Annotated in this window: 20 protein-coding genes and 1 riboswitch; of the genes, 8 read left to right on the top strand and 12 right to left on the bottom strand. The window is 59.9% G+C overall.

Annotated elements, in window-relative coordinates:
* Positions 1 to 24: 24 nt before the first annotated feature.
* The gene (locus AO240_RS00775; protein ID WP_099234784.1) at positions 25 to 2,130 is read right to left on the bottom strand and encodes a bifunctional diguanylate cyclase/phosphodiesterase; all 2,106 of its coding nucleotides are present in this window, start codon (positions 2,128 to 2,130) and stop codon (positions 25 to 27) included.
* A gap of 310 nt (positions 2,131 to 2,440) precedes the next feature.
* On the opposite strand from AO240_RS00775, the gene AO240_RS00780 reads away from it, so the two are divergent.
* Both AO240_RS00780 and AO240_RS00785 read left to right on the top strand, forming a co-directional pair.
* Complete coding sequence (locus AO240_RS00780) at positions 2,441 to 3,106, top strand: polysaccharide lyase family 7 protein (RefSeq protein ID WP_099234785.1); 666 nt, start codon at positions 2,441 to 2,443, stop codon at positions 3,104 to 3,106.
* A gap of 482 nt (positions 3,107 to 3,588) precedes the next feature.
* Entirely contained in the window at positions 3,589 to 3,882 is a 294-nt protein-coding gene (locus tag AO240_RS00785; RefSeq protein ID WP_099234786.1) for a fructose-bisphosphate aldolase, read from the top strand.
* A gap of 687 nt (positions 3,883 to 4,569) precedes the next feature.
* Here the strand turns inward: AO240_RS00785 and fba are convergent.
* From fba to tkt, 6 genes are all read right to left on the bottom strand, one after another.
* Positions 4,570 to 5,634 (bottom strand): class II fructose-bisphosphate aldolase, encoded by a 1,065-nt coding sequence (fba, locus tag AO240_RS00790; protein ID WP_003177554.1) that lies wholly within the window; start codon positions 5,632 to 5,634, stop codon positions 4,570 to 4,572.
* Positions 5,635 to 5,918: 284 nt separating this feature from the next.
* Positions 5,919 to 6,251: an MliC family protein gene (locus AO240_RS00795; RefSeq protein WP_099234787.1), complete on the bottom strand. Its 333-nt coding sequence runs from the start codon at positions 6,249 to 6,251 to the stop codon at positions 5,919 to 5,921.
* A gap of 61 nt (positions 6,252 to 6,312) precedes the next feature.
* Complete coding sequence (locus tag AO240_RS00800) at positions 6,313 to 6,543, bottom strand: hypothetical protein (RefSeq protein ID WP_099234788.1); 231 nt, start codon at positions 6,541 to 6,543, stop codon at positions 6,313 to 6,315.
* Between the two features lie 29 nt (positions 6,544 to 6,572).
* Positions 6,573 to 7,736 (bottom strand): phosphoglycerate kinase, encoded by a 1,164-nt coding sequence (locus tag AO240_RS00805; RefSeq protein WP_099234789.1) that lies wholly within the window; start codon positions 7,734 to 7,736, stop codon positions 6,573 to 6,575.
* 17 nt (positions 7,737 to 7,753) lie between these two features.
* Positions 7,754 to 8,809, bottom strand: coding sequence for an erythrose-4-phosphate dehydrogenase (epd, locus tag AO240_RS00810; protein WP_099234790.1), 1,056 nt, complete (start codon positions 8,807 to 8,809; stop codon positions 7,754 to 7,756).
* A gap of 180 nt (positions 8,810 to 8,989) precedes the next feature.
* A complete protein-coding gene (gene tkt, locus AO240_RS00815; protein ID WP_099234791.1) occupies positions 8,990 to 10,987 on the bottom strand; it encodes a transketolase in 1,998 nt (665 codons plus the stop codon).
* A gap of 260 nt (positions 10,988 to 11,247) precedes the next feature.
* Between tkt and AO240_RS00820 the strand changes: the two genes are divergently transcribed.
* From AO240_RS00820 to AO240_RS00835, 4 genes are all read left to right on the top strand, one after another.
* A complete protein-coding gene (locus AO240_RS00820) occupies positions 11,248 to 12,243 on the top strand; it encodes a metalloregulator ArsR/SmtB family transcription factor (protein ID WP_058415147.1) in 996 nt (331 codons plus the stop codon).
* 19 nt (positions 12,244 to 12,262) lie between these two features.
* Complete coding sequence (gene metK / locus AO240_RS00825) at positions 12,263 to 13,453, top strand: methionine adenosyltransferase (RefSeq protein ID WP_099234792.1); 1,191 nt, start codon at positions 12,263 to 12,265, stop codon at positions 13,451 to 13,453.
* Positions 13,454 to 13,716: 263 nt separating this feature from the next.
* The gene (ligB, locus tag AO240_RS00830; RefSeq protein ID WP_099234793.1) at positions 13,717 to 15,378 is read left to right on the top strand and encodes an NAD-dependent DNA ligase LigB; all 1,662 of its coding nucleotides are present in this window, start codon (positions 13,717 to 13,719) and stop codon (positions 15,376 to 15,378) included.
* Between the two features lie 71 nt (positions 15,379 to 15,449).
* Positions 15,450 to 15,845, top strand: a complete 396-nt coding sequence (locus tag AO240_RS00835; protein ID WP_099234794.1) for a DUF1090 domain-containing protein — start codon at positions 15,450 to 15,452, stop codon at positions 15,843 to 15,845.
* Positions 15,846 to 15,851: 6 nt separating this feature from the next.
* Here the strand turns inward: AO240_RS00835 and AO240_RS00840 are convergent, their stop codons facing one another.
* Entirely contained in the window at positions 15,852 to 16,301 is a 450-nt protein-coding gene (locus AO240_RS00840) for a cytochrome c (protein WP_099234795.1), read from the bottom strand.
* A gap of 128 nt (positions 16,302 to 16,429) precedes the next feature.
* Between AO240_RS00840 and AO240_RS00845 the strand changes: the two genes are divergently transcribed.
* Entirely contained in the window at positions 16,430 to 17,617 is a 1,188-nt protein-coding gene (locus AO240_RS00845; protein WP_099234796.1) for a murein transglycosylase A, read from the top strand.
* A 63-nt stretch (positions 17,618 to 17,680) separates the two neighbouring features.
* Here AO240_RS00845 and AO240_RS00850 read toward each other — a convergent pair whose 3' ends face one another.
* The gene (locus tag AO240_RS00850) at positions 17,681 to 18,067 is read right to left on the bottom strand and encodes an MAPEG family protein (protein WP_058415141.1); all 387 of its coding nucleotides are present in this window, start codon (positions 18,065 to 18,067) and stop codon (positions 17,681 to 17,683) included.
* A 195-nt stretch (positions 18,068 to 18,262) separates the two neighbouring features.
* On the opposite strand from AO240_RS00850, the gene AO240_RS00855 reads away from it, so the two are divergent.
* The gene (locus tag AO240_RS00855) at positions 18,263 to 19,522 is read left to right on the top strand and encodes a sodium:proton antiporter (RefSeq protein ID WP_099234797.1); all 1,260 of its coding nucleotides are present in this window, start codon (positions 18,263 to 18,265) and stop codon (positions 19,520 to 19,522) included.
* On the opposite strand, the gene AO240_RS00860 is transcribed toward AO240_RS00855, so the two are convergent.
* From AO240_RS00860 to AO240_RS00870, 3 genes are all read right to left on the bottom strand, one after another.
* Entirely contained in the window at positions 19,516 to 20,403 is an 888-nt protein-coding gene (locus AO240_RS00860) for a formate/nitrite transporter family protein (RefSeq protein ID WP_099234798.1), read from the bottom strand. The genes AO240_RS00855 and AO240_RS00860 overlap by 7 nt on opposite strands.
* A 69-nt stretch (positions 20,404 to 20,472) precedes the next feature.
* Positions 20,473 to 22,386 carry a patatin-like phospholipase family protein gene (locus AO240_RS00865; RefSeq protein WP_099234799.1) on the bottom strand — a complete coding sequence of 638 codons (1,914 nt, stop codon included), beginning with the start codon at positions 22,384 to 22,386 and terminating at the stop codon, positions 20,473 to 20,475.
* A gap of 97 nt (positions 22,387 to 22,483) precedes the next feature.
* Complete coding sequence (locus AO240_RS00870; protein WP_058415137.1) at positions 22,484 to 22,888, bottom strand: acyl-CoA thioesterase; 405 nt, start codon at positions 22,886 to 22,888, stop codon at positions 22,484 to 22,486.
* A 182-nt stretch (positions 22,889 to 23,070) separates the two neighbouring features.
* Positions 23,071 to 23,178: riboswitch (S-adenosyl-L-homocysteine riboswitch) on the top strand.
* The last annotated feature ends 18 nt before the right edge of the window (positions 23,179 to 23,196 follow it).

A 23,196-nucleotide genomic window follows, 5' to 3' on the forward strand; every position in this document is an offset into this window, starting at 1 on the left:
CGAAAGGCCGCCAGTGTAGCGAATTCAAAGCAGACGGGGGCGAGACCAGGCGGCCAATTCCTCGGCCATCAGCGGTTGCGCCGCCCACGGCCCCTGGATAAACGAGCAACCATTGGCTTTGAGCCACTGCGATTGCTCGAGTGTTTCCACACCTTCAGCGATCACCAACACATCAAAATGCCCGCACAACTGGATAATACTGCGGGCCATCGCCGCGTCCCGCACCGAGCCTGGCAAACGCGCGACCAGTTGCGGGTCCAGCTTCAGCGTATCGAACTCCAGGTCACGCAGATGGGCCAGCGAACAGCGGCCCAAACCGAAGTCATCGAGGGCGATACGCACCCCAAGCTGACGCAATAACTTGAGCTGCTTGTTGGCCTCATCCACGTTGTTCATGAGGCTGTCTTCGCTGATTTCCACCTCCAACTGCCGCCCCTGCAACCCATGCCGCTCGATGACCTGCTGCAACTGGCTCGCAAGGTTAGGCATATTGAACTGGCTGCTGCTCAAGCTCACGCTCAACACCAGGTCTTCGTCAAAGGTGCTGTGCCAGGCCTGGCGCTGCGCCGCCACTTGCTGGTAGATCCAGGTGCTCAACTGGCTGATCAGCCGCGCCTCCTCCAGCAACGGTAAAAACAGCCCCGGCGGTACGTCGCCGACACTGGGGTGCTGCCAGCGCAACAGCGCCTCGACGCCGCGCAAACGGCCGTCCTCCAGGGACACCTGCGGCTGGTACACCAGGGTGAAATCCTTGTTTTGAATGGCGCTGCGCACGCTGTCTTCGAGCATCAGGCGTGAACGCGCGCGGCCGTTCATTTCCTGATCGTAATAGCGATATTGCTGACGCCCCGCGCGCTTGGCTTCGTACATGGCAATATCCGCTGCGCGCAGCAGGCCGTTCAAGTCCGAACCGCAGTCCGGGAACGTGGCAATGCCGATGCTGGCACCGAGCATCACATCCAAACCATCGACCTGCTGACACACCGACACGCGCTCGATCAGCTTCTCTGCAATCTTTGCCGCCTGTTCCGGGAATTCCAGCTCCAGCAATGCGGTGAATTCATCCCCGCCCATCCGCCCCAGAATGTCGTAAGAACGCAGACACGCCTGCATTTGTTCCGACACCCAGCGCAACACCCGGTCGCCCGCGTCATGGCCCAATGTGTCATTCACGCGCTTGAAGCCGTCGAGGTCCAGGTACAGCAACACCAGCGACAGCCCGTTGCGCTCGCTGCGCAACAAGGTGTTTTCCACCGCCTGGTGGAAGCCGCGCCGGTTCAGCAGCCCGGTCAACGGGTCGGTAACGGCCTGGAACTCCAGTTGCTGATGCAGGTGGCGCACCTCGGACATGTCCAGCACCGTCACCACCATGGCCTTTTGCTCGGCGGGCAATGGCGCGCAGGACAAAGCCACCGGCACTTGCTGGCCGCGGCCCGTGCGCAAAATGGCGTCGTGCTGGCGCCACGTCTGCCCCTTGCGGTACGCCTCGAACATCGGGAAACCCAACCAGGTGGGCACATGCGGCTTTTGCAGGAAACTCAGGAAGCTCTCGCCCTGCAACTCCGCCATGGTGGCATTGAGTAACCGGGAAATGGCCGGGTTGGCGTACTCGATCACACTGCCCTCGCCCACCACCAGGATGCCCTCGGCGGCGTTGTCGAGCACCGAGGCATTAAACGCGCGGGCCGATTCCAGGTCATGGCTCAGGCGCTGCAAGGCTCGGCGGTTGCGCTGCTGCTCCAGCAGGGCCTGAACCTTGGGCTTGAGGATATTCGGGTCAAAGGGCTTGAACAGGTAGTCGATCGCACCGCTGGCGTAGCCTTCCAGCACGGCGGCGGAGGACTGGGCATGGGCGCTCAAAAAGATAATCGGCGTCATACGCGTACGCTGGCTGCCGCGCATCAGGCGCGCCACTTCAAAACCGTCCATGCCGGGCATGCGCACATCCAGCAACACCAGGTCGATTTCGTGCGCCAGCAGTAACTCCAGGGCTTCGAGACCGGAACTTGCGGTTATGACGCGCCAGTCTTCACGCTGCAAAAGCGCGCGCATACTGCTGAGGTTTTCCGGGTAGTCATCGACTACCAGAAGAACCGAACTGCCATCGCCGTGGTGTGAAGCGCAATCCATGCTACGTCTCTTCCTGAAGGAACTACACCGGCTACTTCTGATAACAAAACCGGACAAACCCTGAGGGCTAACTCTAGCCCCGGTTCTAAAAAATCAGAAGTGACCTCAGTGCCATCATTGCGCCAAAGTTCAGGAAGCCGACTAACGGTCAACCTCTACAGCCCGCGGTTCATGGGAAACATGGCTTTTTGACACTCCTCTGACGCCAATAAATTGCCACGCAATGTTTAACAAGCCGGTGAGCACCGCCTATAAAGAACCAGTAAGGCCTACGGGCCAAAGCCTTCACCCTCTGTAAAAGGCCAACACCATGATCGACCTTTCCACCTGGAACCTGAGCATTCCGGTCGGCTCCCCGCCCACGACAATCGACACGCCGAAACTGCTTAGCGGCTTCAAGGACCAATATTTCCAGGCCGAAGGCAGTGACGTGCAATTCTGGACGCCGGTGACCGGCACCCGCACCGAAAACGCCGTTTACCCACGCAGTGAACTGCGCGAAACCTACGCCGACGGGCGCTTGCGTAATTGGACCTACCCCGAGGCCGACAACTACCTGCGCGCCACCCTGGCCGTGACCCAAGTGCCGTCCTCCGGCAAAATCGTCATCGGCCAAATTCACGCGTATGACAGCCAAAAGCCGCTGATCAAACTTGAGTACCAATTCAAGGAAAAAACCCAGACCGGCAACATCGTCGCCAAAGTGCGCATGCGCCCGGACGAAGCGGAAGGCCGCGTGATCATCGTGGCCTCCAATGTACCGTTGACGACGCGCTTCACTTACGTCATCAACCTCAATAAAGCCGGGCTGTTGAGTGTCGAGGCTGCCGACGGGCAGTGGAACGAACGCATCGGTGCCGCGTGGGGCGACAAACCGTTGTATTTCAAGGCGGGGGCGTATGTGCAGGACAACAGTGGCGACACCAGGGAAGGCGCCCGCGTGACGTTTGCCAAGCTGGACATTGATCACGACTAAGCGCATTGGCCGCCATTTGTGTAGGCCATGTCCGATAAGGTCAAGGACCATTCCCTCAGCACAGTAACCGCTGTGGAAGGGGGCTGGCTCCCGATAGCGGCGTATCAGTCACTTGCTGCAGTGGCTGGCCCACCGCCATCGGGAGCAAGCCCCCTCCCACAGTTGTTTTGTGTGGGCTGAGCAGGCAGTGTTGGTCCTACACGACCGTTGCGGCGGATCGGGTCGGCGCTTATAGTTCGCGCCGTCGCTGGCATTCACCAGCGACAGGGTTTCGCAGCCCTAACGATACGTGTGTAACCAAGCATCATGAATCCAACGACGGCGCTTCTGCGTTCGGCGTTTACTTTATGGTGGCTGTGTGTGGGAGATCTTCGGATCTGCCGGGTTCCTCGTATCCTCGGTCTGCGAACCCGCACACAGCTGCCACCCATTCGTTTCGCAGCGAACGGCGGTAGTCCTTTTAGATACGAGGAATATTTGCCATGACAACCCAACTGCCACCCCGCCGCTTCTATCCCTGCGCGCAAACCGCCACCGACTCCGCCGTGCTGTTAATCGACAGCGAAGCCCCATTGCCGGACCTGCACGCCTGCCTGCGTGAACGCCTCAACGCAGCCGTTGAACACCTCAACCTGATGGCCTGCTCCAGCCTGCCGGACTTCGCCGAGCGCGACCTGAACAACGTGACCAACACCGCACGCATTCTGGTGCAGGACGTGAGCGATGTGTTCCGCGTGATCGAACAGCGTGGTTTGGATACGCCACCCGTAAGCTGATCAACTCCCCGCCACAAAAAAACCGCATTCCTCAGGGACTGGAGAAACCAGCCCGATCAATGCGGTTTTCATCAAAAAAGTGAATAAGACTGCTCCCCTCGCCAGGCCATGTTTTTATTTTAACGATCTCCATTCCGACCTCCCCTTAAAGCCAAACGACCTAACCCTCATTCACAATCAATATTAAATGCTGTCATTTCTCACAGGTGACGCGAACTTAAACCTCCCGTAGCGTTAAACATCAGCGGAAAAAGCACACGTCGTGTCGCTTACAAGTCGGTTTTAATTCAAACACTTGGAGATAATTAACATGGCACAAAAGGCAACTATCGCCCCTCTTCAATATGCACCGCCCCTTGGCCCAAACCCCGCACTTTACGGAACAGGAGAAGCTAATTATTTTGTTGACGTTGCTGAGTCCAACACCGCCATAGTGTTAGGAACAGGTCGTGTCGAGCCCGGTGGTCAATGGAGAGTCGAGTTAACAATCGATACAGGCAGGTGGATTCAGGTTCAAGCTCGATGCTACGCCGATCGAAACGCTCCGATCTCAAATGCAGACTGGAGTCTGCCGGTATCTGTATACGGTTAGGGGCTAAAAGACTGCTAAAAGAGCAGATCTATTTCCAGCTACTTAAAATCAAAAAAAGCCCGCATCGCTGCGGGCTTTTTTTAAACACCTAAGGCTTAGTTCACCTTGGCGTTCAACTCACCTTTCAGGTAACGCTGGTACATCGCTTCCAGCGAGATCGGCTTGATCTTCGACGCATTGCCCGCCGTACCAAACGCTTCGTAACGTGCGATACACACGTCGCGCATGGCGGTGACGGTGGCGCCGAAGAATTTACGCGGGTCGAATTCGCTTGGGTTAGTGGCCATCAGGCGACGCATTGCGCCGGTGGACGCCAAACGCAGGTCGGTGTCGATGTTGACCTTGCGCACGCCATACTTGATGCCTTCAACGATTTCTTCAACCGGCACGCCGTAGGTTTCTTTGATGTCGCCGCCGTACTGGTTGATGATCGCCAGCCACTCTTGTGGCACCGAGGAAGAACCGTGCATCACCAGGTGGGTGTTAGGGATGCGTTTGTGGATTTCCTTGATGCGGTCGATAGCCAGCACGTCGCCGGTCGGCGGCTTGGTGAACTTGTAGGCGCCGTGGCTGGTGCCGATGGCGATAGCCAAGGCGTCAACCTGGGTCTTCTTGACGAAGTCCGCGGCTTCTTCCGGGTCGGTCAGCATTTGGCTGTGATCGAGCACGCCTTCGGCGCCGATGCCATCTTCTTCACCGGCCATGCCGGTTTCCAGCGAACCCAGGCAGCCCAGCTCGCCTTCAACCGAAACGCCGCAGGCGTGAGCCATGGCCACGGTTTGTTGGGTGACGCGTACGTTGTATTCGTAATCGGTTGGGGTCTTGCCGTCTTCGCCGAGCGAGCCGTCCATCATCACCGAGCTGAAGCCCAGTTGGATGGAGCGCTGGCACACGTCAGGGCTGGTGCCGTGGTCCTGGTGCATGCACACCGGGATGTGCGGGAATTCTTCGATGGCAGCGAGGATAAGGTGACGCAGGAACGGGGCACCGGCGTATTTACGCGCGCCGGCCGAAGCCTGGACGATCACGGGGGAGTCGGTCTTGTCAGCGGCTTCCATGATGGCGCGCATCTGCTCAAGGTTGTTGACGTTAAAGGCTGGGACGCCGTAGCCGAACTCGGCTGCGTGGTCCAGCATTTGACGCATGCTGATAAGTGCCATTGTGTTGTCTCTCCCGATCGAGGGTCGTTAATCGTGCAAGCCTGCCGTAGCGGCGGCTGCTATTCAAGTTATTGCAGATCAAGGGGTTAAGGCTTGGCCTGCTGAATCGTTTTTTCTGTGTCCGGCTCACGCTTATGCCAATTTTGGAACCGGATTTAATGTGGGAGGGGGCTTGCTCCCGATGGCGGTGGGTCAGCCAACACCTTCATTGACAGGTAGATACCCTCGGGAGCAAGCCCCCTCCCACCGTCAAATCTCAATGACATCAGAGATCGTGCTGGGTATTACTGAGCCTTACACCCGCGCCCAATCAAATCATCGGTGGCGACCCAGTAAATCAGGCCTTCTTCACCTTTGGTGTGGAACGCCAACTGGTCGTTGCTGTACAGCACGCCCGAGGCGGCAACGTCTTGTTTAAGGCGATACACCGGGTCAGCCCCGCCGAGGCGTACATCCACCTCGCTGTGGGCCGCGTTGGCAAAGCGCCAGTTAACTTCGGCCTTGCTGTCACAGGTCCAGGTGGTCCACGTGCCTTGCGGCTCTGCCTTATTGAACAGGTTCATGCTGCTGCAACCGGCCAACAAGGCCAGTGCTGCCAGGGCGAAAACGCCTTTCATTGCCAATCCTCGAACGACGGCCCAAGGGCCGCCACTGCTGTCGGTTAGTTGATCAGACCCATCAAGGGCAACCCTGTTCCTGACCGTTGGGCGCGGAGTCGTATTTCTCCAGCCGCTCATTGCCGATGCGCTTGTTGATCACCGGCATGGTTTCGGCTTGCCAGTCAGCCTGGTAGCAGGTGTTTCTCGGCGCTGGCGCAGGCTTGCCAGCCGGTGACGGCGCCGCGCTTGGCGTGCTACCGCAGCCGGCCAACAGGCCCGCCGCGATGACCAGTGCCAACGACTTGATCATGGGAATGCTCCTTTTCCGGATCATGCGCCTTAGCCTTTGGCTCGGGTTTCCAGAACTTCAACGGCGGGCAGTACCTTGCCTTCGACGAATTCAAGAAACGCGCCGCCACCGGTAGAAATGTAGGAGATCTGATCGCTAACGCCATATTTATCGATGGCCGCCAGCGTGTCGCCGCCGCCAGCGATGGAGAATGCCGAGCTTTCAGCGATGGCCTTGGCCAGCACTTTGGTGCCGTTGCCGAACTGGTCGAATTCAAATACGCCGACCGGGCCGTTCCACAGAATGGTCTTGGAAGACTTCAGCAGTTCAGCGAAGTTGGCCGCGGTTTGCGGGCCGATGTCGAGGATCATGTCGTCAGCGGCCACGTCAGCGATGAGCTTGACGGTGGCTTCGGCGCTTTCGGCGAATTCCTTGGCAACTACGACGTCGACCGGCAGTGGCACGCTGACTTTTGCCGCGATGGCGCGGGCGGTGTCGAGCAGGTCCGGCTCGTACAACGACTTGCCCACCGGGTGGCCGGCGGCGGCCAAAAAGGTGTTGGCGATGCCGCCGCCGACGATCAGTTGATTGCAGATTTGGCTGAGGCTGTTGAGCACGTCCAGCTTGGTCGACACTTTGGAGCCGGCAACAATGGCGGCCATCGGCTGCGCCGGGGCGCCCAACGCTTTGCCCAGTGCGTCCAGCTCAGCGGCCAGCAACGGGCCTGCCGCGGCCACTTTGGCGAATTTGGCCACGCCGTGGGTCGAGCCTTCAGCGCGGTGCGCGGTGCCGAAGGCGTCCATCACAAACACGTCGCACAGCGCCGCGTATTGCTGCGCCAGCTCGTCGCTGTTGCTTTTCTCGCCCTTGTTGAAGCGCACGTTTTCGAACAACACGATGTCGCCGGCTTTTACGTCGACGCCACCCAGGTAATCCGCCACCAGTGGCACGTCACGGCCCAAGGCTTTGCTGAGGTACGCGGCAACTGGCTTGAGGCTGTTTTCGGCGGAAAACTCACCTTCGGTCGGGCGACCCAGGTGCGAGCAGACCATCACGGCCGCGCCTTTTTCCAGGGCCAGCTTGATGGTCGGCAGCGAGGCCAGGATTCGCGCATCGCTGGTGACAACACCGTCCTTGACTGGGACGTTGAGGTCTTCGCGAATCAGCACGCGCTTACCTTGCAGATCGAGGTCGGTCATCTTCAACACGGTCATGGGTCGCAGTTCCTGAATTACTGTTGAGGTTGTTTAGAAGCGATGTGCAGATAATGTTCGGCAACATCCAGCATGCGGTTGGCAAAGCCCCATTCGTTGTCGAACCAGGCCAGAATATTCACCAGCCTTGGGCCGGAAACACGCGTTTGGCTGGCATCGACAATTGCCGAATGCGGGTCATGGTTGAAATCACAACTGGCGTGCGGCAACTCGGTATAGGCCAGCAGGCCTTTGAGCGGGCCGCTGGTGGCGGCGTCGCGCAAGATCCGGTTGACCTCGGTGGCATTGGTGTCGCTGACGGTTTGCATGGTGATGTCCAGGCAGGACACGTTCACCGTCGGCACCCGTACGGCTTTGGCCTGTATACGCCCGGCAAGTTCCGGCAACAATCGTTCGATGCCACGGGCCAGGCCGGTGGACACCGGAATCACCGACTGGAACGCCGAGCGCGTGCGGCGCAGGTCTTCGTGGTGATAAGCATCGATGACCGGCTGGTCGTTCATCGCCGAGTGAATCGTGGTGATCGACACGTAATCCAGGCCAATCGCCTGATCCAGCAAGCGCAACAGCGGCACACTGCAATTGGTGGTGCACGAGGCGTTGGACACCAGCAGCTCGTTGCCGGTCAGGCAATCCTGGTTGATGCCGTAGACGATGGTGGCGTCGACATCCGCCTCGCTGGCCATCGGCTGGGAAAACAGCACACGCGGTGCGCCGGCGTCGAGAAAACGCTGGCCATCGGCACGCGTGTGGTAAGCACCGGAGCATTCCAACACCAGGTCGACGCCCAGCGCCGCCCAGTCGATGCCCTCGGGGGTGGCACTGCGCAAGACTTTTACGCAGTCGCCGTTGATATGCAGACAATCGCCTTCTACCCGCACTTCGCCGGGGAAGCGGCCGTGGGTGGAGTCAAAGCGTGTCAGGTATTCGATGCTGGCCATGTCGGCCAAATCGTTGATCGCGACAATCTCAAACCCGGCCGCTGCACCTCGTTCGAACAGCGCACGCAAGACGCAACGACCAATGCGGCCGTAGCCGTTGAGTGCAACTTTGTAGGGACGCGGTTGGGGCATGGGGTTCTCGATTACCTCGGGTGATGGGGTGGCGGGTAGACCGCTATCGCGAGCAAGCCCGCTCCCACATTTGAGCGGGTTCACACAGGTTGAATTGTGAACCCATTCTAATGTGGGAGCGGGCTTGCTCTGGGCGGCATTCCGACGATGAGGCCAGAACAACCACCCCAATCTACAGCCTTAGTCTTCCAGCAGTTCTTCAGCCTGACCCAGAATGTTTTCCAGGGTAAAGCCGAACTCTTCGAACAACGCTGGCGCCGGCGCCGACTCACCGTAGGTGGTCATGCCGATCACGCGGCCTTCCAGGCCCACGTACTTGTACCAGTAGTCGGCGTGAGCCGCTTCGATGGCGATACGCGCGCTGACTTGCAGTGGCAATACCGATTGCTTGTAGCCAGCGTCCTGCGTTTCGAACACGCTGGTGCACGGGATCGACACCACACGCACCTTGCGGCCTTGCTCGGTCAGCTTGTCGTACGCCTGAACGGTCAGGCCCACTTCGGAACCGGTCGAGATCAGGATCAGCTCCGGCTCGCCCTCGCAGTCCTTGAGCACATAACCGCCACGGCTGATGTCGGCGATTTGCGCGTCGGTACGCACTTGGTGTTGCAGGTTCTGACGCGAGAAAATCAGCGCCGAAGGGCCGTCCTTGCGCTCGATGGCGTGCTTCCAGGCCACCGCGGATTCAACCGCGTCGGCTGGGCGCCAGCAATCCAGGTTCGGCGTGGTACGCAGGCTGGTCAGTTGCTCGACCGGCTGGTGCGTCGGGCCGTCTTCGCCGAGGCCGATGGAGTCGTGCGTGTACACATGGATCACACGCTTCTTCATCAGCGCGGCCATACGCACGGCGTTGCGCGCGTATTCCATGAACATCAGGAAGGTCGCGCCGTAAGGCACCAGGCCGCCGTGCAACGACACGCCGTTCATGATGGCGCTCATGCCGAACTCGCGCACGCCGTAGTACATGTAGTTGCCGCTGGCGTCTTCAGCCGTCACGCCTTTGCAGCCTTTCCACAGGGTCAGGTTGGAACCGGCCAGGTCAGCCGAACCGCCGAGAATTTCCGGCAGCAGCGGGCCATAAGCGTTCAGCGCGTTCTGGCTGGCTTTACGGCTGGCGATGGTTTCGCCTTTGGCCGCGACTTCGGCGATGTAGGCCGAGGCTTTTTCCGAGAAATCGGCAGGCAGGTCACCGGCCAGGCGGCGCACCAGCTCGTTGGCCTGTTCCGGGAATTCGGCGGAGTAGGCAGCAAAACGCTGGTCCCACTCGGCTTCGGCGGCCAGGCCTTTTTCCTTGGCGTTCCACTCGGCATAGATGTCGGCCGGAATTTCGAACGGGCCGTGGTTCCACTTCAGCGCAGCGCGGGTCAGGGCGATTTCCGCGTCACCCAGTGGGGCGCCGTGGCAGTCTTCTTTACCTTGCTTGTTCGGCGAGCCGAAACCGATGGTGGTCTTGCAGCAGATCAACGTCGGCTGCTCGCTCTTGCGCGCGGTTTCGATGGCGGTTTTGATTTCTTCCGGGTCGTGGCCGTCGACGTTGCGGATCACCTGCCAGTTGTAGGCTTCGAAACGCTTCGGGGTGTCGTCGGTGAACCAGCCTTCGACTTCGCCGTCGATGGAGATGCCGTTGTCATCGTAGAAAGCAATCAGCTTGCCCAGGCCCAAGGTGCCGGCCAGCGAGGAAACTTCGTGGGAAATGCCTTCCATCATGCAGCCATCACCCAGGAACACGTAGGTGTGGTGGTCAACAATGTTGTGGCCAGGGCGGTTGAATTGCGCCGCCAATACTTTTTCAGCCAGTGCGAAGCCAACAGCGTTGGCCAGGCCCTGGCCCAAGGGACCGGTGGTGGTCTCGACGCCTGGGGTGTAGCCGAATTCCGGGTGGCCCGGGGTGCGGCTGTGCAGTTGGCGGAAGCTCTTGAGGTCATCGATGGTGACGTCGTAGCCGGTCAAGTGCAGCAGCGAATAAATCAGCATCGAGCCGTGGCCGTTGGACAGCACGAAGCGGTCACGGTCAGCGAACAGCGGGTTGCCTGGGTTGTGTTTCAGGTAGTCACGCCAAAGTACCTCGGCGATATCCGCCATGCCCATCGGGGCACCGGGATGGCCGCTGTTGGCTTTTTGCACGGCATCCATGCTGAGGGCACGAATGGCGTTGGCACGCTCACGACGGCTGGGCATCGCTGTTCTCCTGAGGATAGTGAATAAAAGAAACGGAAAAAAGGACCCGCATTTTCCCTCAGCCACCGCCTTCGGGCAATGAAAGATAGTCACTTGTGGGTGTTTTTCCTGTGGTTGGCCCGGCAATCGCCTGCAGAAACCGTGCGCCGCTTCGTCTAAAGCTTATAGCCGCTGCTTATAACCGCCGATTATCGACCAATATCAAAACTTTTTGATATTGGCCTTGCAGGGATTTCCAGCCGTCACTAGACTGCGGCCTTATGAACTTACCCGTACCCTCCCTGCGTCCCGACGACGGCGATGAACTTGCAGCCTTGTGCAAGGCCGCTGGTGATCCGTTGCGCCTGAACGTATTGCGCGCACTGGCCAACAACTCGTTCGGCGTACTTGAACTGGCGCAGATCTTCGCCATCGGCCAGTCGGGCATGAGCCACCACTTGAAGGTGCTGTCACAGGCAGACCTGGTGGCCACGCGCCGCGAAGGCAATGCGATTTTTTACCGCCGCGCCCTGCCCCACACCGAGTTGCTTGGCGGCAAATTGCACGCGGCCTTGCTCGAAGAAGTCGACAACCTGGGCCTGCCCGGCGACGTGCAATCGCGCATCGGCCAGGTCCACGGGCAACGCGCGGCGGCCAGCCAGGACTTTTTCTCACGCGTGGCCGAGAAGTTTCGCGCCCAACAAGACCTGATCGCCGGCCTGCCCCAATACCGCGAGAGCGTACTGGCGCTGTTGGACAAGCTGAGCTTCAGTGAAGGGGCGACCGCGCTGGAAGTTGGCCCCGGCGACGGCGGTTTTTTGCCGGAACTGGCGCGGCGCTTTCAACAGGTCACGGCGCTGGACAACAGCCCGGCGATGCTCGAACTGGCGCGCCAATTGTGCGAGCGCGAAGCGCTGGGCAATGTCAGCCTGCAGCTCGCAGACGCGTTGAACGACACCAGCCTGCGGGCCGATTGCGTGGTGCTGAACATGGTCTTGCACCATTTTGCCGCCCCCGCCGACGCCCTCAAGCAGATGGCCAATTTGCTGCAACCCGGCGGTAGCCTGCTGGTCACAGATTTATGCAGCCACAACCAGAGTTGGGCCAAGGAGGCCTGCGGTGATCTCTGGTTGGGTTTTGAACAGGACGATCTGGCCCGTTGGGCCACCGCTGCGGGACTCGTTCCCGGGGAAAGCCTCTATGTAGGTTTACGTAATGGTTTCCAGATTCAGGTCCGCCATTTTCAGCGGCCGGCTGGCGACACTCACCATCGGTAAATATCAGGAAAACATCGAGATGAGCGAATACTCCCTTTTCACCTCCGAGTCCGTGTCTGAAGGGCATCCGGACAAAATCGCCGACCAGATTTCTGACGCGGTGCTGGACGCCATCATTGCTGAAGACAAGTTCGCCCGAGTGGCGTGCGAGACTCTGGTGAAAACGGGCGTGGCGATCATCGCCGGTGAAGTCACCACCACCGCGTGGGTCGATCTGGAACAGATCGTGCGTGACGTGATCACCAAGATTGGCTACAACAGTTCCGACGTCGGCTTCGACGGCGCGACCTGCGGCGTGATGAACATCATCGGCAAGCAGTCGCCCGACATTAACCAGGGTGTGGACCGCGCCAAGCCTGAAGATCAGGGCGCCGGCGACCAGGGCCTGATGTTCGGCTACGCCAGCAACGAAACCGAGGTGCTGATGCCGGCGCCGATCACCTTCTCGCACCAGCTTGTGCAACGGCAAGCCGAGGCCCGCAAAAACGGCCTGCTGCCGTGGCTGCGTCCGGATGCCAAATCCCAGGTGACCTGCCGTTACGAAGGCGGCAAAGTCGTGGGTATCGACGCGGTTGTGCTGTCGACCCAGCACAACCCGGACGTGTCCTACGCCGACCTGCGCGAAGGCGTGATGGAGCTGATCGTCAAGCACGTGCTGCCAGCCGAATTGCTGACCAAGGACACGCAGTTCCACATCAACCCGACCGGCCAGTTCATCATCGGTGGCCCGGTGGGCGACTGCGGCCTTACCGGCCGTAAAATCATCGTCGACAGCTACGGCGGCATGGCCCGTCACGGCGGCGGCGCGTTCTCGGGTAAAGACCCGTCCAAGGTTGACCGTTCGGCGGCCTACGCCGGTCGTTATGTGGCCAAAAACATCGTTGCCGCCGGCCTGGCCGAACGTTGCGAAATTCAGGTTTCCTACGCTATCGGCGTGGCTCAGCCTACGTCGATCTCGCTGAATACCTTCGGCACTGGCAAGATCAGCGATGACAAAATCGTCAAGCTGGTGCGTGAGATTTTCGACCTGCGCCCGTACGCGATCACCACCATGCTCGACCTGCTGCACCCGATGTACCAGGAAACCGCAGCCTACGGCCACTTCGGTCGTACACCTGCGCAGAAGACCGTCGGTGACGACACCTTCACCACCTTCACCTGGGAAAAAACCGACCGCGCCAACGACCTGCGCACCGCTGCCGGCCTGTAGGCACTCGCGGTACACAAGGCCCCGCAGGGTTTACCCTGCGGGGCTTTTTATTGCCTTGGCAAACGTCTTTCAAGCGGTGCAGCGCCCGCTCAACAAAGGTTGCAACACATTTGCCACGCCCGCTAAAAACGCGGCGGGCGAAGCCTTGGCAAGCCTGTTCAGGCAAGCAGAAACACGCGGTAAACAGCCCCGCCCGCTCGGGGCTTTTTTATCGCTGCATGGATCACTTAGGCTGGGCACCCTTTGCGAGCATGGATGCTCATATGCGCTTACTGACTGCTCTTTTACTCAGCGCCCTGCCCTTTTTGACGTGGGCCGAAGCGTGCCCCGAAGAGGCCCGATCACAGGTCGGCACCCTGGCCATACAGGTCGAGCTGTGGGATGACAGCTACCACCGCCTTGGCCACTCGCCGGTCAGTGATGAGCTGTATGACCAGGCCCGCCAGCGCCTGGCGCAGTGGCGCGAATGTTTCCCCGCACCCAGCCAGGCGGCGGATAACCCACTGGCGAGTTCACGGGGCACCCGGCCTCACCCGGTCGCGCACACCGGCCTGAAAAAACTGCTGGATGAGCAGGCTGTCGGTGACTGGCTCAGCACACGCCAGGACGTATGGATTCAACCCAAGGTCGACGGCGTGGCCGTGACATTGGTGTATCGCCAGGGCCGCCTAAGCCAACTGATCAGCCGGGGCAATGGCCGGCTCGGCCAGGATTGGTCAGCCGCCGCGCGCAAGATCCCCGGCATTGTTCAGCAACTGCCGGAGCCGCTCGATCTGGTGTTGCAGGGCGAACTCTATTGGCGCCTCGACGAGCATGTGCAATCAACCCACGGCGGGCTGAATGCGCGCAGCAAAGTGGCAGGCCTGATGAACCGCCGACAGTTGAGCGACACCGATGCCGCCGGCATTGGCTTGTTCATCTGGGGGTGGCCTGACGGCCCAGCAGACTTCAGCGAGCGCCTGGCCACATTGACGCGCTGGGGTTTTACCGAAACCGGCCTTTACAGCCAGCCCATCCACACCCTCAGTGATGCCGCGCATTGGCGCACTTTTTGGTACAACCATCCGCTGCCCTTTGCCAGTGATGGCGTGGTGTTGCACCAAGCCTTGCACGCGCCCGCCAAACGCTGGCAGGCCAGCGCGCCTTACTGGGCGGTGGCCTGGAAGTACCCGGTGACCAAGGCGTTGGCACTGGTACGCGAGGTGCGCTTCAAGATCGGCCGCACCGGGCGCATTACGCCCATTTTGGAGCTTGCACCGGTGCGGCTGGATGATCGGCAAATCACCCGCGTCAGCGTAGGTTCGCTGAAACGCTGGCAAGCACTGGATATTCGCGCCGGCGACCAGGTGTCGATCAGCCTGGCGGGGCAGGTGATTCCGCGCCTGGACCAAGTGGTCCTGCGCAACGAGACCCGCGTGCAGGTGCCAGTGCCTGACCCTCGGAACTTCCATGCCCTGAGCTGTTGGCAACTCGACCCGGGTTGCGAGGAGCAATTGCTCGCGCGCCTGACGTGGCTAAGCGGCAACCAGGGCCTGTCATTGCCGCACGTGGGGCGCGAAACCTGGAACGTATTGATCCAGGCCGGTCTAATCGCAGGCATTCTCGATTGGTTGACCCTGGATGCCGCAGAGCTTGCTAATATTGATGGCTTCGGTGATCGCAGCCGTGCGCGGCTGCTCGACAGCCTTCAAAGCGCTCGGCAACGACCCTTCGCACAATGGCTTAAAGCCCTGGGCGTTCCGCCCTCAGCGCGCAACGAGCTGGACGGTGGCTGGCAAACCCTGGCTGCCAAAGACACCCAAGCCTGGCTGGCTACCGACGGCATCGGCCCGGGCCGCGCGGCGCAACTGAGCGCTTTTTTTCGCGACCCGCAGGTACAGGCCATGGCTGAAACATTACGTTTGGCCGGAATCGACGGGTTTTAAGCACGCCCCGGCCCATTATTGAACCTTGGCAGAATTCACCCTGCCCACCGATTGCGACCCTGGAGCCCCACATGAAATACCTCGCCCCACTTGCCTTTTTAACCGTCGCAAGCTTCCTCACCACGCCACTGCTGGCCGCCCAAACAGCGCCAGAACTCACCGGTTGCGCCGCCAAACGCCAAGCCATCAGCACCCAGATCGAACAAGCCAAGGCGCACAACAACAGCGAACAACAAGCCGGCCTGGAAAAAGCCCTGAGCGAAGTCACCGCCAATTGCACCGACGCCTCCTTGCGCAAAGAGCGTGAAAACAAAGTACTCGACGCCAAACACGAGGTCAGCCGCCGTCAGGCCGACCTCGACAAAGCCATGAAAAAGGGTGACGCGGACCGCATCAACAAGCGCAAGGACAAGCTTGCCCAAGCGCGCAAAGACCTGCAGGACGCCGTCGAAGAACTCGACCAGTAAAACCGGTCAATGGTCTCGAAACTGTTTATGACACGCCGTGCAGGCCTCTTCGACCTTCTGCACCGCAGGCCCAAGGTTGGCGGCCGTGTAAGGCTGCACCTGGCTTGCGAGCACCAATTCACCAGTGACTGCTTCAAGGTTTCGGGCCAACGCCTGGAAGCGTGCTTGTTGCTGCCACACGTTATCCTTGGCGCTGGTGTGATCTTCTTCACGCACACTCGGAAAATGCTGCCACGGCTCAAAGGACAAGGCATTGAGCTTGACCGCACCGTCGGCGAACCGGGCGCCGTCGAACGGGATGCGCCCACGCAACATGCCGCCCAAGTCTTCGCTGGTCTTGAGCATCTGCTTGAAGATCGCTTTGCGCTGGCCCAGCGGCGAATTTGGATCGACACCGCCGCAGGCGGTCAAGGCCAGGCAGGCCAGCAATGCAACCGTCAATTGGTTAAAAGTCATGGTGGCTCAGGGTCACGGGAAACGGCGGCCAGTATCCTCGCCCCGCCCGTAAAGGCCAATAGCCCTATTAATAATAAGGGTTGCCGAAAAGCGCTACGGCGCGGGCAATCGCTTCAGGAATTGTGCGCATGAATATCACCTTTAACACCTGGAGCCGCCGCCTGGCGTGGGCTCTACCGCTGTTCGCGCTGCTGGCCGGTTGCGATACGGGTAAAGACGCCGGCAAAAAAGATGAAGCGGCCAAACCGCATGCCGTCGCCACTTACGTGAGCGCACCGTGGGAAGCGCTGCCGACAGTCTCGGACAGCGATTTGCTGGCCGGGTTTGAATCCTGGCGCAGCGCCTGCCAACGCCTCAAGGCCGACCCGGTATGGGGCGCCACCTGTGCCGCAGCGGCCAGCGTGCCCGCAGATGCGCTGGCGGTTCGCGGTTTTCTCAAGGAGCGCCTTGACGTGTTCGGCCTGCGCTCGGCCGACAACACACCCAACGGTTTGATCACCGGCTACTACGAACCGGTGTACCCCGGCAGCCTGACCGAAACCGCCACCGCGCATGTGCCGGTGTACGGCGTGCCGGATGACCTGATCATCGTCAACCTCGAAAGCATCTACCCGGAACTCAAGGGCAAGCGCCTGCGCGGTCGGCTCGAAGGCCGCGTGCTCAAGCCGTATGACGATGCCAGCACTATCAACGGGCAAGGCTCCACGGCCAAGCCGATTGCCTGGCTGACCAACCCGATGGACCTGCAATTTCTGCAAATCCAGGGTTCGGGCCGCATTCAACTGTTGGATGGGCGCCAACTGCGCGTCGGTTACGCCGACCAGAACGGCTACCCCTACCGCCCTATTGGCCGCTGGCTGGTGGAGCAAGGCGCGCTGAAAAAAGACGACGTGACCATGGGCGCCATCAGCGCCTGGGCCAAGGCGAACCCGCAGCGCATCCCGGAGTTGCTGGCGAGCAACCCCAGCTACGTATTTTTCAGCGCCCGCCCCGACAGCAATGAAGGCCCGCGCGGTTCGCTGAACGTGCCGTTGACGGCCGGCTACAGTGTGGCGGTTGATCGCAAGGTAATTCCGCTGGGTAGCCTGCTGTGGCTGTCGACCACCAAACCCGATGGCTCGCCGATTGCCCGGCCAGTTGCCGCGCAGGACACCGGCGGCGCAATCACCGGCGAAGTGCGTGCCGACTTGTTCTGGGGCACCGGTGAGGCCGCCGGTGAGCTGGCGGGCAGCATGAAGCAGCAAGGGCAAATCTGGATGCTCTGGCCAAAAGGCGCCGCGTTACCGCACGTGCCCGACGCACCGGCCGGCACCTGACAAACACTGGAGGCCAAATGTGGGAGGGACTTGCTGCCGCCCACACTGGCATTGCGTCATGCCTCAGATCGAGACAAAAAAGAAACTTGCAATCAACGCCATGCCCACCAGCCACACCACCGAACGCAGCATCGCCCAGTCCGCCAGGTAGCAAATGATGTACAGCAACCGGCTGGTGATAAACAACACCGCCAACACATTGATGGTCACCAGCGACGCCGTACCGGCCAAGTGCGCAATGATCACGGCGGCGGCAAACGCAGGCGTTACTTCAAAGCTGTTGAGCTGAGCACTGTGGGCGCGTTTGGCAAAGCCTTCGAGCGTGTCCAGGAAAGCGCGAGGGTCGTGGTTATTGCGCGGCCCGAACTTGCCGCCGCTGAACTTGGCCACACCCGTGCACAGGTACGGCAGAAAAATTGCGATTAACACACACCAGAAAGCGACCGTCATCACACACTCCTTTTGTCGTTTTAAACAGCAATTGGGGTTTTAGCATTAAACCTGCCGAACCGCACTTACCCGCTATGAGCGCATAAAGCAGCCAAAGGTTCTATCGCGCTTTTACCCAACACTGTGCAACCTCACGCCGCCAGTGCGGTCCATGCACCCATTAACGCTCTACCCACTCACTTCCAGGGACCCCGGATGCTTGAACTTGTCGCCGCCTTCATTTGCCTCACCACGCTGCTCACCTATGTGAACTTTCGTTTTATCGGCCTGCCACCCACCATCGGCGTGATGGTCACCGCCTTGCTGTTTTCATTGATCCTGCAAGGCCTCAGCGTTATCGGCTTTCCCGGCCTCGAAGAACATATTCAGCAATTGATCGGCCAGATCGACTTCGGCGACTTGCTGATGAACTGGATGCTGTCGTTCCTGCTGTTCGCTGGCGCCTTGCACGTCAACTTGAATGATTTACGCAGTTACCGCTGGCCCATCGGCCTGCTGGCGACCTTCGGCGTGTTGATTGCCACCGTGGTGATCGGCAGCCTGGCGTACTACATCTTTGCCTTGTTTGGCTGGCACGTGAGCTTCCTCTACTGCCTGTTGTTCGGCGCGCTGATTTCGCCCACCGACCCGATTGCAGTGCTGGGCGTGCTGCGCACGGCGAACGCCTCCAAACCGCTGAAAACCACCATCGTCGGCGAGTCGCTGTTCAACGACGGCACCGCAGTGGTGGTGTTTACCGTGCTGCTGGGCATCGCACAGTTGGGCGAAACGCCGACCGTGGGCGCCACCGCCATGCTGTTCGCCCATGAGGCGATTGGCGGCGTGGTGTTCGGCGGCCTCATCGGCTACCTGGTGTACCTGATGATCAAGAGCATCGAGCAACACCAGATCGAAGTGATGCTGACCCTGGCGCTGGTCATCGGCGGCTCGGCCATGGCCACCGAGCTGCACGTTTCTGCACCGATTGCGATGGTGGTGGCCGGGCTGATCATCGGCAATTTGGGGCGCAAGCTTGCCATGAACGACATGACCCGGCGTTACCTGGACGGCTTTTGGGAACTGCTCGATGACATGCTCAACGCCCTGCTGTTTGCGCTGATCGGCATGGAGCTGTTGCTGTTGCCGTTCAACTGGCTGCACATTTTTGCCGCCAGTTTGCTCGCCGTGGCGATTCTGCTGTCGCGCTTGCTGACCGTGGCGCCGGCTATCCTGCTGCTACGCCGCTGGCGCACAGTGCCGCGCGGCACTATTCGCATCCTCACGTGGGGCGGCCTGCGCGGCGGGGTGTCGGTGGCATTGGCGCTGGCCTTGCCGCTCGGCCCGGAGCGCGACCTGCTGCTGAGCATCACCTACATCGTGGTGTTGTTGTCGATCCTGTTGCAGGGTTTAAGCATCGGCAAACTGGTCAAGCGCGTGACCAAGGGCGACCCCCAAGCCACGCCCGAACATCACTGACCCTTTTTGATCTGCTGCGGGTGCCTCGGGTCCGCAGCCGTTTTACCCGGCAGGCTGCTTTCGCTGCGAATCTGCGCGTGGCTGATCAGCGCAAAGATAAAGCTGCCGCCGATGATGTTGCCCGCCAGGGTCGGCCCGGCGAACACCAGCCAGAAGTCCTTCCACGGCAATTCACCGGCAAACACCAGGTACGAGACTTCCGCCGAGCCGACGACAATGTGGGTGAAATCCCCCAGCGCCATCAGGTAGGTGATCAAGATGATGATGAACATCTTGGCGTTTTCCATCGACGGGATCATCCACACCATGGTGGCAATCATCCAACCGGAAATAATGCCTTTGGCGAACATCTGGCCGGGGTCGTTTTCCATGACTTTGCGGCCGATTTCAAGGAAGGCCTGGTCGGTCTTGGTGTCGAAAATCGGCAAATGCAGCATCACATAGGCCACCAGCAACGTGCCGCAGAGGTTGCCCACCAGCACCACCGACCACAGGCGCAACAGCCGCCCGGCATTTGCCAGGGTAGGTTTGCTCATTACCGGCAGCACGGCGGTCAGGGTGTTTTCGGTGAACAGTTGCTGGCGCGCGAGGATGACCGCGAGGAAACCTGCGCAGTAACCGAAGCTGGCGATGACTTTAAATGCTTCGCCGTCCGGCAGGCGCGAGTTGAGCAGGCCCATGCCCATCAGCGACAGGCCCATGGTCAGGCCGGCGGCCAGCGCCGACCACCACAGTGCCGCGACGTTGCGCTCCAGCTCCTGGTCGCCCTGGGTGCGGATAATTTCGTGCAATACCGCCGCACGCGGCGGCTGGTTTTCGTCCACGTCCTGCTGCTCTTCCTGCGACAGGTTGGGGGTTTTACCGTCTTCTTGAGTGGCCATGATGTACCAGAGTTTGGGGTGCTTGTAGCTACGACACGCCGCAACGATGGCTGTTCAGTGGCCCACCAATTAAACCGGGATGCGCCAGGCCTTGGCCGCTGCCACAGTGGTGGAGCTAAATGGAGTACTCCAGGGTTTATTGCGCGCCTTGTAATACTTGACGATGCCGTCGAGCAAGTTGTTGAACGTTTGTGGCGTTTCGGCATCCGCCAAATCACGCGCCGCACGCCGCAGCAACTCGACGTTGGACGCTGGCTGGCCCGGCCGATAGAGCGACGGGTAGATGACTTCCCGCGTGAAGTTTGCAGCTTTCACTTCGATATCACGGCGTTTCATCTGCGCAACCGCGCTTGTCATGACTTTGGACATTGGCGCTTTGTTCGGTGGCTGCTTGCTCATCATTTGCAGGAGCTGCTGAAAATTCGCTTTGCCGGCCGCGTTGAGACGCCGCCCCAGCCAGTCGACATGCTCGGGACGACGCGCCAGTGCATCGAGGTTACGCAAGGCCGCCGCCAACTTCGGTGTTACCGCAAGCTTGTCACTCGCCTGATTGGCCTCGGTGATGGCCACACCCAGCGCGCGCAACGCTTGCTGCGCGCTCGTGCGAAACATCAGCACATCCTTGGCGGCGGGGTGCTTGTTCAGATCGCTCTCCACGCGGGCCAGCATTTTATCGTCCATCGCTAACACAGCGTCGTCCAGGGACTCGAATGTGTAGCGCTCGCGTAACCCGGCACGCGCTTCCAGGTGCGTACTTACCGCCGCACGCGCCGACGCCTGCAAATGCTTTTTCTGATCGTCGGTCATGGTGAAATTCACCGTGCCTTCGAGCAGGCCACGAAAGTCGCCCTGTTCAGATTTAAGCGGCAGCACGACGGTCTGGTCCACTTGCGCCTTGAGTTTGTCTTCCTGATACCCATCGGCAGCCGCATGCGGCACGCCGATAATCGTATCGCCCAGGCTGCTGCCAACGCTGCCTCCCGTTGCAGGCGCCGAACGTGCGGATTCGAACTTGACCACCAGTGATTCGGTCTGGCTCAGCGGGCTTTCTGCGAAAGGCGGATCGATCACCGCAGAAGACGGTGTATTGACCAGCAGCCCACCGTCCTGAAATGCAGTTTGCTCGGCATGCTCTTGAAAGGCATGACCTTGCTCCGTCGGGCTCTTGAATAACCCAGGCAACGAGCCAGATATATGCGCTGCCCGGGCAATGTCCATGTCCGGGGTGGTGCTTGCGTTGAAGACCACCAACTGCGGTCGCTCATCGAACATACCAGTGCCGGTGACGTTGAGCTGCTTGACCGCTGGAATGTGACGGCTCAACACCTCAAGGTCACGAAAAGTCGGCCCTTTGCCTGCACTCAGCCGGTCTGCAATCTTCATGACCTCGGCAGGTCGTTTTTCACGCGAGGTCCCGGCGATCTTCGCCAGCAGCGACTTGCGCGACTCACTGCCGATCACGTCTTCAAGGGGCTGCGCTTCGGTTTGCAGACGTGGCAGCATGGTTAACAGCAATTGCGCAATGCTGCCGGCCTTGCCTGGCACGCGTCCGGCCAACTTGCCTATTTCAGCACTGGCATTCTGCAAGTTTTCAATCAAAGGATTTTTGCTGTTCAGCAACTCAGGAAGGTTGAGACTGTTTGAAAGCGTTTCAAAGGCCTTGGCATCCATGCCACTGGCCAGCAACGCCGCCGAGATAGCGCCCGCGGATGAGCCGGAAATAACCTTCACGCCGGCCAATGCCTTGTTGTCTTCAAGCGCTTGGACCATGCCCGGGAATGCAACCCCCTTGGCACCCCCACCACTCAACACCAGATGTGTGAGCGGTGGCGGTGACAAGACCACTTCCACCCGGCCATCGCTGGAACGAAAAACGCTCACCTTGCGCTCGCCGACATTTTTGACCAGCGATGCCTTTACTGCTTTATCAACGTCTTCAGAGCGTGGCAGCGGAATATGAGTATTGGAACTGGACACTTTCATACAATGCTCTCTCTACAGGATGTAGTCCTGAGTGACGCGAGAACTTAAGAAAGGTCCACCCGGAATGATTTGGTAAAGAAATCAACCCAGGCAGTGGTTACTCGGGAAGGCTGTCTTCCTGGAACTGATCCTTCACGTACTTGATCTCGGTACGCCCGTGCGGCGCCGGCAAGCCGTCTTCACCGAGGTTGACGAAGACCATTTTTTCCACGGTGAGGATGCTTTTGCGCGTGATCTTGTTGCGCACTTCACAGGTCAGGGTGATCGAGGTGCGACCGAACTCGGTGGCGGTGATGCCCAACTCGATGATGTCGCCCTGGCGCGAGGCGCTGACGAAATTGATTTCAGAGATGTACTTGGTCACCACGCGCTGGTTGCCCAGTTGAACAATCGCGTAAATCGCCGCTTCTTCGTCGATCCAGCGCAGCAAGCTGCCACCGAACAGGGTGCCGTTGGGGTTGAGGTCTTCGGGTTTTACCCATTTGCGGGTGTGGAAGTTCATGGCGGGGCTCCGGGTCTGAGGTGTTTGGGAAATAGGGTTAGGGCCCAAGCTTCAAGTTTTAAGCTGCAAGCCGCAAGTAAAAGCAGATCCGCTTGCAACTTGTCGCTTGCGGCTTGCAACTCGCAGCTCAAAGAAAGCTATAATCGCCCCCGATTTCGAACGGCTATCCGTTCTCCCGCCACCTGTCCGAGGGGCGCTGCAGCAGGTTCAACCTGTCAGGCTCGGATGGGGCGTTGTCGGGCCAGGTATTACCTGGCCTGGTACTAAACGCACAACGGCGCCCATTCGCACACTACGAATGGAGGCTC

Source organism: Pseudomonas sp. ICMP 460 (assembly GCF_002723595.1).
Lineage (GTDB): Bacteria > Pseudomonadota > Gammaproteobacteria > Pseudomonadales > Pseudomonadaceae > Aquipseudomonas > Aquipseudomonas kitaguniensis.

Excerpts from the sequence above, each read along its gene's own strand:
- fba (WP_003177554.1), bottom strand. The coding sequence starts at position 5,634 with ATGGCACTTATCAGCATGCGTCAAATGCTGGACCACGCAGCCGAGTTC.
- ligB (WP_099234793.1), top strand. The coding sequence starts at position 13,717 with ATGCGCTTACTGACTGCTCTTTTACTCAGCGCCCTGCCCTTTTTGACG.
- AO240_RS00785 (WP_099234786.1), top strand. The coding sequence starts at position 3,589 with ATGACAACCCAACTGCCACCCCGCCGCTTCTATCCCTGCGCGCAAACC.
- AO240_RS00860 (WP_099234798.1), bottom strand. The coding sequence starts at position 20,403 with ATGGCCACTCAAGAAGACGGTAAAACCCCCAACCTGTCGCAGGAAGAG.
- AO240_RS00800 (WP_099234788.1), bottom strand. The coding sequence starts at position 6,543 with ATGATCAAGTCGTTGGCACTGGTCATCGCGGCGGGCCTGTTGGCCGGC.
- AO240_RS00775 (WP_099234784.1), bottom strand. The coding sequence starts at position 2,130 with ATGGATTGCGCTTCACACCACGGCGATGGCAGTTCGGTTCTTCTGGTA.
- AO240_RS00845 (WP_099234796.1), top strand. The coding sequence starts at position 16,430 with ATGAATATCACCTTTAACACCTGGAGCCGCCGCCTGGCGTGGGCTCTA.
- AO240_RS00840 (WP_099234795.1), bottom strand. The coding sequence starts at position 16,301 with ATGACTTTTAACCAATTGACGGTTGCATTGCTGGCCTGCCTGGCCTTG.
- AO240_RS00870 (WP_058415137.1), bottom strand. The coding sequence starts at position 22,888 with ATGAACTTCCACACCCGCAAATGGGTAAAACCCGAAGACCTCAACCCC.
- metK (WP_099234792.1), top strand. The coding sequence starts at position 12,263 with ATGAGCGAATACTCCCTTTTCACCTCCGAGTCCGTGTCTGAAGGGCAT.
- AO240_RS00855 (WP_099234797.1), top strand. The coding sequence starts at position 18,263 with ATGCTTGAACTTGTCGCCGCCTTCATTTGCCTCACCACGCTGCTCACC.
- AO240_RS00805 (WP_099234789.1), bottom strand. The coding sequence starts at position 7,736 with ATGACCGTGTTGAAGATGACCGACCTCGATCTGCAAGGTAAGCGCGTG.
- AO240_RS00865 (WP_099234799.1), bottom strand. The coding sequence starts at position 22,386 with ATGAAAGTGTCCAGTTCCAATACTCATATTCCGCTGCCACGCTCTGAA.
- AO240_RS00835 (WP_099234794.1), top strand. The coding sequence starts at position 15,450 with ATGAAATACCTCGCCCCACTTGCCTTTTTAACCGTCGCAAGCTTCCTC.
- AO240_RS00780 (WP_099234785.1), top strand. The coding sequence starts at position 2,441 with ATGATCGACCTTTCCACCTGGAACCTGAGCATTCCGGTCGGCTCCCCG.
- epd (WP_099234790.1), bottom strand. The coding sequence starts at position 8,809 with ATGCCCCAACCGCGTCCCTACAAAGTTGCACTCAACGGCTACGGCCGC.
- AO240_RS00795 (WP_099234787.1), bottom strand. The coding sequence starts at position 6,251 with ATGAAAGGCGTTTTCGCCCTGGCAGCACTGGCCTTGTTGGCCGGTTGC.
- AO240_RS00820 (WP_058415147.1), top strand. The coding sequence starts at position 11,248 with ATGAACTTACCCGTACCCTCCCTGCGTCCCGACGACGGCGATGAACTT.
- AO240_RS00850 (WP_058415141.1), bottom strand. The coding sequence starts at position 18,067 with ATGACGGTCGCTTTCTGGTGTGTGTTAATCGCAATTTTTCTGCCGTAC.
- tkt (WP_099234791.1), bottom strand. The coding sequence starts at position 10,987 with ATGCCCAGCCGTCGTGAGCGTGCCAACGCCATTCGTGCCCTCAGCATG.